This window comes from Dysosmobacter acutus (assembly GCF_018919205.1).
GTDB lineage: Bacteria > Bacillota > Clostridia > Oscillospirales > Oscillospiraceae > Oscillibacter > Oscillibacter acutus.
The window spans coordinates 3,049,758-3,063,108 of record NZ_JAHLQN010000001.1 but is presented as its reverse complement, the minus strand read 5'-3'; the positions used below and the strand labels follow the sequence as shown (position 1 = coordinate 3,063,108).

General features: G+C 53.1%; 9 protein-coding genes. 8 read left to right on the top strand and 1 reads right to left on the bottom strand.

The window, feature by feature from the left end; genetic code table 11:
* Positions 1–5 precede the first annotated feature (5 nt).
* The 7 genes from KQI82_RS14975 to KQI82_RS14945 all read left to right on the top strand — a co-directional run bounded on the left by KQI82_RS14975 (position 6) and on the right by KQI82_RS14945 (position 11,144).
* Positions 6–1,145, top strand: a complete 1,140-nt coding sequence (locus KQI82_RS14975) for a hypothetical protein (RefSeq protein ID WP_216633486.1) — start codon at positions 6–8, stop codon at positions 1,143–1,145.
* Positions 1,142–1,933 carry a class D sortase gene (locus KQI82_RS14970; RefSeq protein WP_216633485.1) on the top strand — a complete coding sequence of 264 codons (792 nt, stop codon included), beginning with the start codon at positions 1,142–1,144 and terminating at the stop codon, positions 1,931–1,933. Before KQI82_RS14975 ends, KQI82_RS14970 begins: the two co-directional genes overlap by 4 nt.
* Positions 1,934–2,003: 70 nt before the next feature.
* Positions 2,004–2,771, top strand: coding sequence for a CAP domain-containing protein (locus KQI82_RS14965; protein ID WP_216633484.1), 768 nt, complete (start codon positions 2,004–2,006; stop codon positions 2,769–2,771).
* 81 nt (positions 2,772–2,852) lie between these two features.
* The gene (locus KQI82_RS14960; protein WP_216633483.1) at positions 2,853–5,873 is read left to right on the top strand and encodes a SpaA isopeptide-forming pilin-related protein; all 3,021 of its coding nucleotides are present in this window, start codon (positions 2,853–2,855) and stop codon (positions 5,871–5,873) included.
* A gap of 709 nt (positions 5,874–6,582) precedes the next feature.
* Complete coding sequence (ltrA, locus tag KQI82_RS14955) at positions 6,583–8,469, top strand: group II intron reverse transcriptase/maturase (RefSeq protein WP_216633482.1); 1,887 nt, start codon at positions 6,583–6,585, stop codon at positions 8,467–8,469.
* Between the two features lie 140 nt (positions 8,470–8,609).
* Positions 8,610–9,986 carry an MSCRAMM family protein gene (locus KQI82_RS14950; RefSeq protein WP_338148994.1) on the top strand — a complete coding sequence of 459 codons (1,377 nt, stop codon included), beginning with the start codon at positions 8,610–8,612 and terminating at the stop codon, positions 9,984–9,986.
* Positions 9,987–10,055: 69 nt separating this feature from the next.
* A complete protein-coding gene (locus KQI82_RS14945) occupies positions 10,056–11,144 on the top strand; it encodes an anthrax toxin lethal factor-related metalloendopeptidase (RefSeq protein WP_216633481.1) in 1,089 nt (362 codons plus the stop codon).
* 375 nt (positions 11,145–11,519) lie between these two features.
* Here the strand turns inward: KQI82_RS14945 and KQI82_RS14940 are convergent, their stop codons facing one another.
* Entirely contained in the window at positions 11,520–11,786 is a 267-nt protein-coding gene (locus KQI82_RS14940) for a hypothetical protein (protein WP_216633480.1), read from the bottom strand.
* Between the two features lie 151 nt (positions 11,787–11,937).
* On the opposite strand from KQI82_RS14940, the gene KQI82_RS14935 reads away from it, so the two are divergent.
* Positions 11,938–13,287, top strand: a complete 1,350-nt coding sequence (locus KQI82_RS14935) for a C39 family peptidase (protein ID WP_216633479.1) — start codon at positions 11,938–11,940, stop codon at positions 13,285–13,287.
* Positions 13,288–13,351: the final 64 nt, after the last annotated feature.

Below are 13,351 nucleotides of genomic sequence, written 5' to 3'. Positions count from 1 at the left end.
CCACCATGAAGAGCTTATCAAAGCTGGCCCTTTGCCTGCTGCTTGCCATGTCGCTGACGGTCAGCGCCTTTGCCGCTCAGGTTCCCGATTCATTGGTAGCGGAAAACCTGAACGGCCAGCAGCGGCTTGTAAAAACCTACACGCTTTCCCCGGAGGTTGACCCAGATGAGCTGAAGGAAGAGGACTTTTCCTACGACGGCTATCTTTATACCTGGGCCTATACCACAAAGGTGGAACACCCGTATCTGGAAAGCAAAACTGTAACGGAAACCGTCACGGTCAACACCGCCAAAAATGACCTTGCGCAGATCCTCGCAGAGCTTTCGCCCAGTATGCCCTATGAAAAAGGCGGCTTCTCCGGCGAGTTGGCGCTGGATCATACCACGCTTTCCACAGAGGCGTCCGGCTACACCACCAAATACAGCAAAACCACCGAGACGAAGGTGATCGGCAATCTGGATCGCAACGATATGTCCTATGTGCCGGCCACGACCGTCAAAAACGGGAAAACGCTCACCCTTGCCAATGTGGAATGGCAGGTCACCGGCACGGCGCTCGTCGGCGAGGCGCTGGTTCCCGCCCAGTATCAGGCGGTCGCCACCTATTCCGCCTCCAGCAGTTATCAGGCCGCCACGGGTTATGTCACCACGGCAGAATATCGTGGGACCGTTACCGCCGAAGGTGTAGGCAGTATCACCTACACCGTGGTTTATACCGGAAGTGAGATCGTCCCCGAGAAAACACATATCTGGGATAACGGAAGCCTTTCCGCTCCGCTGCTGATCCTCACCGCCTTGCTGCTCTGCGCGGGCATCGCCGCCGCTGCACTCATCCTGCTGCGCCGCCGCAAAAATGTCTATGTGTATGTTCCGGACAGCAAGCCCCGAGAGTACCGGCTGATTGCAAAGTTCCGTGTGGAGCCTGACAGCGAGGTTCCCGCTATCGATGCAGGCGCTCTCACACTGAATCCGGGAGATACCGTCGCGGTTGAGGTGAAAAAATCCCTTGCCAGGCATCTGGCTGGGCGCGAGTTCACCGTTTCTTTCCCGCAGAGTGACCATACTTACACGATCCAAGCCAGCAAGCACAATGACTGGCATGAATTTACCGTTCCCGCTGAAGAAGAACAGGAGGCTCCCGTATGAAGAAGTTTTTCTCATTGACTTTGACTCTGGCTGCCATGCTTTCTGCGATGGCGGTCAGCGCACAGGCTGCCGATTATTCCTTTGAAACCGATGGCACCCCGGAATACTACCCCTCCTCTTCCTATGAGGACGTCTACGGCTCCCGCTACAATTACGGTGGAAAAAATGTGGTGGACTACCAGATCCCCGAGCTGGAGTACGGGCAGCTCAGCACCACCCAAACCGGGGTGATGGAGAAAATCATGCTGCATGGTCTTCAGGGCATCTCTGCATCCGGCAGCGGAATTTACGGAATTTCTCCCGGCGGCGGAACTGTCGAGATCCCCGGTTTTCTGCAGGGCGGCTCCACATCTACTCCTGCGATGCCCGCTTTCACAGAGCTGACACAGGATTTTCTGCTCTCCAACGGTGCCGTCGGAAAGATCTCCATTCCTGCCATCGGAGTTAAGAATTACTATCTCTGGGAAGGTGAAACGACTGCCAGCATGAAAAAGGGGCTGGGACATTTCACCAGTACCAGCGTCTGGAACGGCAATGTGGCTGTCTGCGGGCATAATCGCGGCGCCAAATATGTGATCGGCAGCATCAAGGATCTCGATGTGGGTGATAAAATCACCTATACCACATCCATGGGTACCCGCACCTATCTGGTGGAGACTGTGACCAAAATCAGCAGCAGCGATTGGAGCTATTTGTCCTCTACCACGGATAACCGAATGACTCTCCTTACCTGCGTTGCCGGAGATTCCAGTCAGCGCTGGTGTGTGCAGGCTGTTCAGGCCTCTTAAAAATCTTTTGTTGAAAAAGCCGCTTTATGATCGTAAAGGAATAGTAGATCAAAAATAAGGAGGCTTTTCCATGAAGAAGCAGATCCTCACGATGTTTACGGGTCTTTTTATCGGCGCTATTATCACAGGCGGAGCTTCCGCCTATGCTGCGGGAATCCTCGCTGAACGCAGCAACCATCGTATTTTTGTCGATGGGCAGGAGGTGCAAATGGAAGCGTATGGTATTGCTGGACACAACTATGTGAAACTCCGCGACATTGGCAAAGCGGTCGGCTTCAATGTGTTCTGGGATGTGGACAGCGGGTGTGTGCAAATTGAAACCGATGCGCCTTACACCGGCGAAGCCCCCGCGGCTGAATCTGTTCCGCCTGCTGCTGCGCCTTCTGATTTGGCTGCTGTAAAGCAGGATATTGTAGAACGTACCAACGCCCTCCGTGCGGAGCGCAGCATCGCAGCCCTGGCCGCCGACGATCAACTCATGCGGGCCGCACAGGTGCGGGCCGATGAAATGGCTGCCACAGGCACCTATTCTCATACCAGACCGGACGGCAGAAAGTATTACACCGTTACGGACTGTGGGCAGGTCGGGGAAAATATCCACCAGATCCCGCTGCTCTATCTTGCGCAGCAAAAAGCCGCGCTTGCGGAAACGCTCGTATATTCATGGTCAAAATCCGCAGGACACATGGAAAACATGACCGATAAAAGCTATGCGGCTATCGGCGTCGGCCTTGCACGAGGGACTGACGCCAACGGCTTGGAGTGCTGGTACTGTGTCCAACTATTTCTTCGCAGCGGATACAGCATTTCGGCGGTGGACAAGCCGGCAACAAAGTAAATCCTGTTATCCTATATCACAAAGCAGACCGGGGAGCCTCGGTCTGCTTTTTCTTGTGCAATTTTGCAAGGAGGTAGCTCATTGAAAAAATTAAGAACCAGGCTCGTCTCGGCGTTTCTCGTTATCATGACGCTGTTGACGCTGCTCCCGACTTCCGCGCTGGCCGCTTCCAGCACCGGAACAGGGATCAAGCCTACCAGCAACACAAACTACTGGACAACGCGGCTTCTCCATGACGGTACGCCTTACAGCTATAAGCCCCCGATGGCGGCAGGTAAAATGCTCTACTGCCTGGATCGCGGCTATGGCTACCGCTGGGGTACTCCGTCGTTCCTCAACTCTTACACCTATACCTCCGCCACCGGCGCGGACGCGGACGCTGTCCTGAAAACGGCGCTGGCGCAGAGCGGCATGGGTGAACTCGACGCCCAGCAGCTGGAGAACTTCAAATGGATGATGTCATTCATCGTGGACTATAAGGGTGACATCCCCGGCAGTCTTTTTATGGCCGCGCAGACGTATGTGTGGGATCACCAGACCTTCAAGGGTGAGGGCGATGGTGACATCGATGGCGGCGGCTACGCCAACGCCGATACCTACGAAATGTACCTGGGCTATATCGATTGGATGTTGAAAGAAAAGGCCAAGGAAGACGCAGAATTTCAGCGCCAAATTGAAGAATACGCAGAACAGGGCATCATCGCCACTGTGGTAGAAGATGAAGCTGCAAAATGGGCGGTCTACGCGAAATCCAGCGTTAAGGGGCGTCAGGCTTTCTTTAACTATTATGCGCCGAGAAAACTCGTCACCAATACATCCGAGCCGGGAAAGCCGCCAGCTGGGGACGCTGATATTACGCTGCGGAAGGTTGCCGCAGGAACGACCCGTGGTTTGGATGGCGCAAAATTTAATATTTACCGCGACGGTCAGATCGTCGGCAGCGATGTGACCCAAAATGGCGGAATCATTGAGGTCAAGGATGTCACCAAGGGCCTGTGGTCCTTCGTGGAAACCGAGGCCCCGGAGGGCTACTGCGCCGACTCTACGCCCATCAGCGTCTATGTCGATACCACCGATGGCGACAAGCAGTACACGGTCACTGCCGAAAATTACGCACTGCCCGATATGAAGATCACCAAGCGGGACGCCATGAGCGGCAAACCGATTTCCGGCACGGTGTTTTCCATTAAGTCCGTTACCGGCAGCTATTCCACCTCCGTCACGACCGGGACAGACGGCTCCGCAACGCTCTCGGCCATTCCTGCCGGTGTCTATGTTGTGCGTGAGGAATCCGTTCCCGAGCCGTACATCGTAACCAATACCGAGCAGACCGTGGCGCTGCGCCCCGGTAAAACCTCCGAGGTCACTTTCGTTGACTATGAAAAGCCCGGCCTTGAAATCATCAAGAAGAACATTGCCAACGGGGAACCCATCGAGGGCGTGACCTACCGCATCGAGCAGATCGACGGCAGCTATTCCACAACGGCCACCACCGACAGCCACGGCCGCATTTTCCTTGAAAGCATTCCTGTTGGCACTTATCAGGTGACGGAGATCAATGTCCCCAACCATGTCATTCTCAGCCCCATTCCGCAGGAAGTGGCGTTGAAGGCTGGCGAAACCTCTACCGTCACCTTCTTCAACGCCATCAAGCCCAGTCTGGAGATCCGCAAGTTGGATAGCGTCACCGGTGATCCCGTCAAGGGCGCTAAGTTCCAGATCTGGTATGGCAGCAACCATACCGACACCGGCGAGCTGAATGACCTCGGCACTTACTTTTCTGACGCGAGCGGAAAAATCATTCTCCCCGAGATCAAAGATGGCTGGTACAAAGTAACGGAATTGGAACCGGCGTCCGGGTACGCCATCAAGGAGCCTGCCACGCAGGAATGCTTCATCTCCGGTGGCGAGAGCAAGGTGCTGACCTTTGAAAATACGCCCCTTTCCGCCATCATCATCCGCAAGGTGGACAGTGAGAGCGGTCAGCCGTTGGAGGGTGCATGGTTCCGCATCCGCTACCTCGGCGGCACCTCCGGTACAGGCGGCGCTGTGGTTGGCGAGTACAAAACATCCAGCAATGGCACCATCGTTGCAACCGGCCTCAAGGCAGGCACTTATGTCTGCGAGGAGATCTCCGCGCCGGATGGGTACGTCATCACCGACGCCACGGAAACGGTCTATCTCTCCGGTAAGGATCAGGACGTCATTACCGTGACCTTCGGCAACGATAAGATGGGTTCCCTCCTCATCGTCAAAAAGGACGCCGTGACCGGCGCTCCCATTTCCGATGTGGAGTTCCTTGTGACCGACTCGGACGGAAGTGTGATCGGTACGGCGAATGGCCGCTACGTGACCGACAGCGCAGGTACTATCCGTATTGACGGCCTGACACCCGGCATGACGGTCATCGCAAAAGAAGTGCGTGCCAAGGATGGCTACATCCTCGACGATACCCCGCAGAGCATCAAAATCAAGCGCAATTCCGTGATGACGCTGGAGTTCCGCAACCAGCCCAGGGGCGGCGTTTTGGTGAAAAAGGTGGACGCTGTGACGAACGCTCCCATCTCTGACGTGGAGTTCCTTGTCACGGATTCCGACGGCAATCTCATCGGAAACTCCAACGGCAAGTTCGTGACGGACAGCGCAGGCACGTTCACCATTACGGACATCGCCCCCGGCACCACACTTGTCATCAAGGAAACCCGCACGAAGGAGGGGTACATTCTCGATGATACCCCGCAGACGGTTAAGGTCAAGTCCAATGAAGTTGTCACGGTGGAGTTCCGCAACGCCCCCAAGGGCAATCTCATCATCGTAAAGCAGGACTCCGTTACAAAGGAGCCGCTGGAAGGTGTTGAGTTTAAGATCACCTACGCAGATGGCTCGTATGTAGATGCCGAGGGCGGCACGTTGTCCTCCACCGGCCTGTACTGGACGGATAAGGAAGGCAAAATCACCATTTCCGGCATTTCCGGCACCGTGGTGGTCACAGAGGTTCAAACAATTCCCGGCTACACCATCGACGAAAATACCCGCACCCAGACTGTGGTGGTCAATCCCAACGACACACAGACTCTCCACTTCGTGCGCTTTGTTCCTTGACAATCTGCGTGGAAACACGCAACAAAACAAGGCAGATTCCGAAGAATCTGAACTCTATGCTTGATTCGGCAGGGGCAGAACCTGCCTGACCCAGTGTGACGGGTAACAAAAACTCTGAATCTCCGACGTGCAGATTTGTAGTGTCATGCAATCTGTACGAAGCTCGGTAAAGAGCGGTAGCATGGTCTGAGACGGCTATGCCCGCAGGAGGCTATAAATCGGTCATGTCCAGAATGTCTTGTTGCAACCGACAAAAGTCCCGAATGTACGGCTCGTAAAGGCGTAGGATGATTATACAGCCATCCGCTCCCATGTGGAGTGCTGTCGCCGTCGAAATCTGAAGTAGTGGAAAACGGCAGAAAACCAAAAAGGTCGAATGTCTTTGGCAGAATATCACACAGGCCAAAGACGGCAGCCGGGTCAAAGGGACGGGCTAAAACCGATATGTAAAGCTAAGGCATAGGGAACAAAGGAACCGTGGACGGACACATCCCAAGATGTAAACAGAATGACACTTCTGTCCGCACAGGTAGGAAATGACCTGTTAATCCGCGGGACAGCAGCCCGTAGTAGTGATGAAACTCCTGTAATGGGAGTGGAGCGAAGGGGCATAGTCAATGCAGATTTGTATGTGAACAGAAAGTCGAGGAAGCCGTAGGCATACCTGACTAAAACCAGAAACACCAATTCCAGAGAGGAGGCGGTGCGTATGGCACAACAATTCGACTACCCAAAAACCGAAACTCAATTACGCGAAATTCAAGATGCACTGTATCAGCACAGCAAAGAAGTCTATGAGGCTGGCGGCCGTCCGGCATTCAAAGGACTTCTGGAGATTATGTCAGCAGAGTCAACCATTATCACAGCAATCCATAATATCAAAGGCAATCATGGAAGCGAAACCCCTGGTGTAGATTCCAAAACCATGCGCAAAGATTATCTTCAAAAACCATTCCCGTGGGTTGTAGCAGATATTCAACGTGCATTTAAGTATTTTGAACCCCAGCAGATACGGAGAGTATATATCGACAAACCGGGAAAATCAGAAAAGCGGCCTCTGGGCATTCCTGCAATACGGGATAGAATCGTACAAGAATGTATGAGGATAGTGCTGGAACCTATATTAGAAGCACAATTCTTTGCACATTCCTATGGATTCCGCCCCATGCGAGATGCGGCTATGGCCTTGGAACGAGTTGACATTATAATGCACAACACGGGAAATTACTGGATTGTCGAAGGTGACATCAGCAAATGCTTTGACCGTATCGACCACAGCATACTCATAAAGCGGTTGTACCACATGGGTATCAAGGATAGGCGGGTCTTGCAGATTATCAAGGCCATGTTAAAAGCCGGGGTCATGGAAGAACGCGCCGTAAACGAAGAAGGAACACCGCAGGGCGGCCTAATCAGCCCACTACTCGCGAATGTTTATTTAGATATTATGGATGAATGGGTATCAAAACAATGGGAAAATAAACGAACCAGACATCAGTATGTACAGGACCAGAGCAGGTACGCGGTCATGCGCAAGAAAACCACTCTTGTTCCCGGATACCTTGTCAGATACGCGGATGACTTCATCATTGCAACAGACACCCGAGCACATGCGGAAGACTGGAAAGCTCGCTTGCAATCCTTTCTTCAGGAAAAAATGAAATTGACATTATCCCAAGAAAAAACACTGATAACAGACATCAGAAAGAAGTACATCAAATTCTTAGGCTACGAGTTCAAAATGGTTCGGGGGAAATCCCGCAGAGGCTACATCCCAAGAACGATTCCAGACCGTGAGCGATTAAAGCGCAGAGCTGACAAAATCGCGGAAGACATCAAAAAGATTCCCGGTAATTACAGCCGTGAGCAAATGGTTGGTGCAATAAACCGCATCAACAGTCAGATAAGAGGGATTATCCAATATTATCAATGCTGTACATGGGTAAATATTGCCATGCAAAAACACAGCAGAAAATTGCAACTTGCGGCAAGGCGCCGCTTGAAACAGTACAACGGGAAATGGATTCCAGCAAATCAAACCCGGAACCTTCCTCGAGTACACCAACAATACAAACAGAAAATTCCCTCTATCAAATACCGGGACATCTATGTAGGCTTTACAGCGCTTACCTTTTGCAGATGGGAAAGAACTCCACCTAAAAACCAAGCTGAGACACCATACACCGACACTGGGCGGCAGTTGTATTTTGAACGTACGAAAAAGAAGAAAATGCAGGCGCGTCTGGATGAAATGTATTCGGATAGGTCGGCACGGGCAATCAGCTATGGCAAATGGGGGAAGTTCAACAATTTCGAGTTTATTATGAACAGGGCTTACGCTCTCAACCGTGATAAACTCAGGTGCCGGGTCTGTGGAGGTTGGTTAATCGCTAATACGCCATGGGCACACCGGATAAATCCATACCTCCCATTGGATAAGGTGAACCGTGTCAACAATCTGATTTCGCTTCATAAGAAATGCTTCATCGCGGTTAATAATCCGAATCAGGACATTAGTGAGTTTGATGTCAAAGCACAAAAGAAAATTGTCGGTTATAGGGACAAACTGGTTATTTCACATACACGCAACAAATAATTTGCATTGATGGAGCGCCGTGTGCGGTGAAAGTCGCACGCACGGTGCGAAGCGGGGGAAAATCCACCCTGACTGTCCCAGTCCAACTGGGATAAAAGCGGTGGATTACCTATCGCTATTACAACACGCCTATTGGTGGCGTGGAGATCATCAAGGTCAACGAGGATAACCACAGTGAGCGCATCCCCAATACGACCTTTGAGATCCGCAAGGTGGACGATGCCTTGGTGGATACCGTTACGACGGACAAAAATGGCCGTGTGTTCGTGGCTCTGGAGGATGGCAGCTACTATGCAAAAGAGGTCACATCGAACAAATCGTTCCGGCTGGATGACACGCCCCACTATTTTGAGATCAAGGACGGCAAGCGTGTGACGCTTCAGGTGACCAACAAAAAGCTCAGCGGCATCGTCATCCACAAAATTGACAGCGCCACGGGAGAGGGAATCTATGGCGTAAAGTTTGTCCTCTATGATGCGAACAAGAAGCCCATCGGCGAGTACACCTCGGACGATGAGGGCTACATCTACATTGACGAGATCCCTGGCGGGCTGAGCGGCCGCTTTTATCTGAGAGAACTGGAAGCCGCCCCCGGCTACACGCTGGATAAGCAGTATAAGACCGTCTATGTCTCTCCGGGCAAGACCGTGGAGATCGAGTGGGAAAATACCGCTGTCACGGGCCAGATCCAGATTTATAAGTACGCCGCTGAGTATAACGAGGTCACCGGCACCGCCGCAGGCACCCCGCTCAAGGGCGCTGTTTATGAGATCGTCAATGCCCGCAGCGGCAAGGTGGTGGACTACATCACGACGGACGCCCGGGGCGTTGCGGCCAGCAAGCCGCTGCCCCTCACCCGCTATCAGATCCGAGAGGTCACAGCGCCCGCCTATTGGCAGCTCGACCCTACCGTGCATGATGTGACGCTGGAATATCCCGGTCAGATCATCAAGCTCTCTGCCTATGATAAGCCTGCCAGTCTCGGCGTTACCATCACCAAGCGCGGCAACGCACAGGTCATGGCAGGCCAGTCCATGCGCTACGATCTGACAGTGGCGAACACCTCCAACGTGCCGCTGGAATCCTTCTTCTGGCACGATAAAATTCCCTATGATGTGGCTCGTCCCACGACGCTGACCACCGGCACCTACAGCGCGCGGCTCAACTACCGCATCCTCTACAAAACCAACTGCAACACGAGCTATCAGGTGTTGGCGAGCAACCTGCTCACCAGCAACAACTACAGCTTCAGCCTCAACGCCATTCCCATGCAGGCCGGCGAAGTGGTGACCGACATCTATTTTGACTTCGGCAAGGTTCCTGTCGGCTTCCAAAGCGTTGTTAATCCCACGCTGAGCGTGATGGTGAACGGAAACGCGGTCAATGGCTATCAGATGGTCAACCGCGCCGATGTGGGCGGCAAATATCAGGGCACATGGCAGACCGCAACGGCAAGCTGGGTAACGATCATCCGCCGTCTCTGGAATACACCTACACTCCCCAAGACTGGCTACTAAATCCAATCCTTTTCAGGGAAAGCGCCCTATCCGGGGCGCTTTCCCAATTCTAATGTGAGGAGCTGAACTATGAAACACAAAAAAGGATTTGCTGCCGTCCTTTTGACGCTGATCATCAGCGCGCTGCTGTCCGTCTCCGCCTTTGCCGCCTCTGGCCGCTTTTCTGATGTGCCGGAGGCATCTCCGTTTTATGAAAGCGTCACTTACCTTGCTGGGCAGGGCATTACTTACGGTACGGGAAACGGCCGGTATGCACCGGACACACCGATTACGGTACGCCAATGGGCAACAATGATCTGCCGGGCCTTTGATAAAGAAGACGCCCTTTCGGATCCTGCCGGCTATGGCGGTGATGCCTGTATCAACCAGGGCTATGCGGATGGATGGCTGAATCTGCCGGCTATGGCGGCGCCGGACTCCCGCCTGTGCCGCTATGCCATCTATGAAAGCGGCTTTGCTGCCTTTGACATTGCCCTTTACAGTTCTCAGCTCTACCCGGATGGAGAAGCCCTGTCTTCGCAGGACAATGCTTTCCACGCTGCTGTAAGCTTTGGCTTATGCGAAGACACCTGTGCAGGGACGGACATCATCACACGGGGCGAGGCTGCGGATCTTCTCTATGCTCTTTTGACCGGGGAATTTACCGTTGCGCCGCCGCCCATTCTTGAGACGATCCCTCTGAACAATAAAGAGGGCGTCCATCTGAACAGTTATCTGCTGGAACTTCAAAAGATCCCAGAGCCGATCCGGCAGGCATTTGCGGAAAGAGGGTGGCAGTACACCATTGACTATGAATACCTCGCAAGGCTGAGTGAAGAGCGGAATATGAGCTGTATTGGGGCAACCAATTACGGAAGCCGCCAAATCACTGTATCCTCGGCGGGGGCCACCGTCCACGAGTTTGGTCACTTTCTCGATGAGCTGATGGGCTTCCCGTCTCAGACGGAAGGCTTTTATCAGGAGGAGTCCGGAACCGCAGCAGCCCTGCTCCGTCCGTATGCGCTTACCAACGAGCGGGAGTATTTTGCTGACTGCTTCGTGTACTGGCTCACTTACCGTGATAACAGCAAAAAAATGGCGGCGCTTTGCAGCGCCGCACCAAAAACATACGCATATCTTTTGGCATTGGAAAGTCAAAATTGGCAGCCGGCTGCATAGGCCTTCCTGCCTGGCTAGGGCTGTTTGAAACCCCACAACACTGTTATTATACTGTACCGTGTCCTGCATCGTCAATCAAATTAACGGCAATCCGTCTAAAATCAGATGGATGCACAGTTTGGATTATGACTATTTCGTACAATTTGCGGATTGCAAACCAATAGAAAATCTGCTATTTTATAAACACAGAAAGAAAGGTGAGTCCGATGTACCAGTAACCCTCAAATCTGTAGAAATCGGAGGTAACCAATGATGGTAGAGCCCAAGACTTACATAGAATGACCCTTGACTGCGGAACACGAAAGCAGTCAAGGGCCATTCTTATATGCTGGCTCCTGCGTGCAGCAGGGGCTTTTTTCATGTCTGCGGGAAACCTCATTCATCGGAGCGCAGAAGTGCCTGTGTCTTGAGCAGCGCACTCATCAAGGCACGGTGATCTTCCCACTCTTCCCACCAGAGCGGCTTTAGGGCAAGCAGCATTTGTTCGGCCCATTGCAGCTCCGATTTTTGCAAACAGCCCCGTTCCAATCCGACTTGAAACCGTGCGAACGCATCTCGGACATGGTCTGATGCAGAGTCACGATTCAAGTAGCTGCTGAGAAAGCCGCCTAAAACAGCGGATTCTTCCTGCGTATAAAACAATATTCTTCCCCTCCTATCGCACACGAGGGGTATTCTACCACAGACTGTTCGGATTGAGAAGTGTGGATTTTTGAAGGTTCCGATCTGCCACGCAAAAAAAGCCTGCCGCAAATGATGCAGGCGCCACCTTTAGACTGGAAAGGATACGACCATGAGCGAACATAACCATACCGGACTGGATGAGGCAGCTTCTGTTGCATCCAATACCATGCAGGCAGTACGAACCGGCAAGGCCATTTCCGCCGCGGCAAAGGGCGCTGCGGCAGGCGGGCCCTATGGAGCTGCCATAGGAGCAGCATTGTCCGCACGAAAGCATATCGGGAAAATAGCGGTGGCCGCGCTGGTGTTACTGGCGCTGCCGCTGCTTTTTATTTTGCTCCTGCCGGGGATTATCTTTGGAAGCCTGACGGACAGCGGAGTGTCCGGAGCAGCTGGGCAGCCGATCCTTAACGATAATGCGGCCATTACGGAAAATATGAATCAGGCTGCCTTTGCAATCAATCAGATTCTCGGAGAAGGCATTGAGAATGTGCAGGAGCGCATCGCCAACGATTTCGCCGGAACAGGCGGGGATCACTATGAAGTAGTCAATCCCTATGAGGGGGATCTCATCAGCAATGCCAACCTGTTTATCTCTCAATACTGTGCGGCGAAAAATCTGGACTTTGCCGCCATCTCCCTCACCGACATGGAGCAGATCCTGCGTGCGGGCCTCACGCACCTTTACAGCTTCAGCCGAACAATGGAGGTGCGTACTGTCCCTGCGGAGGAGGACGGCGAGGAAGATACGGCGGAGACATGGTACATCTACACGATCCGCTATAATGGTGAAGCCTATTTTGCGGACACCATTTTTGCATTGACTGACGAACAGAAAGGTCTGGCAGAAAATTATGCGGAAAATCTCAGCCTGTTTCTCGGCGACGGCCTGTTCCAATACGCTCCCTCCACCAACACCATTACAGCTCTTGGCGATGTGCGCTTTACCGATGGGGAAACGGAGGTCATCTACTTCAACCAGCTGGATGAACGCTATGCCAATCAGCCTTATGGCACTGACCATATTGGGGGGTATGGCTGCGGGCCAACTTCCATGGCTATTGTGGTTTCCTCGCTGACCAGTGAGACGGTTGACCCGGTCCAAATGGCACGGTGGGCCTATGAGCATGGCTATTGGTGCAGCAAAAGCGGCTCCTACCACACTTTGATCCCCGGCGCAGCACAGGCGTGGGGACTTTCCGTTGAAGGGTGTACCGCTTCGGAACCGCAGCGCATTCTGGATGCCCTGGCAGACGGAAAGCTGGTCGTGGCTCTGATGACCAAGGGGCATTTCACGAAGTCAGGGCATTTTATCGTGCTGCGGGGCGTGCAGGATGAAAAGATCCTCGTGGCCGATCCCGCCAGTTACCGGCGTAGTCAAAAAGTCTGGGAGCTGTCCATCATTCTGAACGAGGCCAGCAGACGTGCCGGCGCCGGCGGGCCGTTTTGGATCATCGGCTGAAACTGCTGACAAATATAGCAAGAGACACCTCATCTCTGAGGTGCCTCTCTAACAATGCCACGAT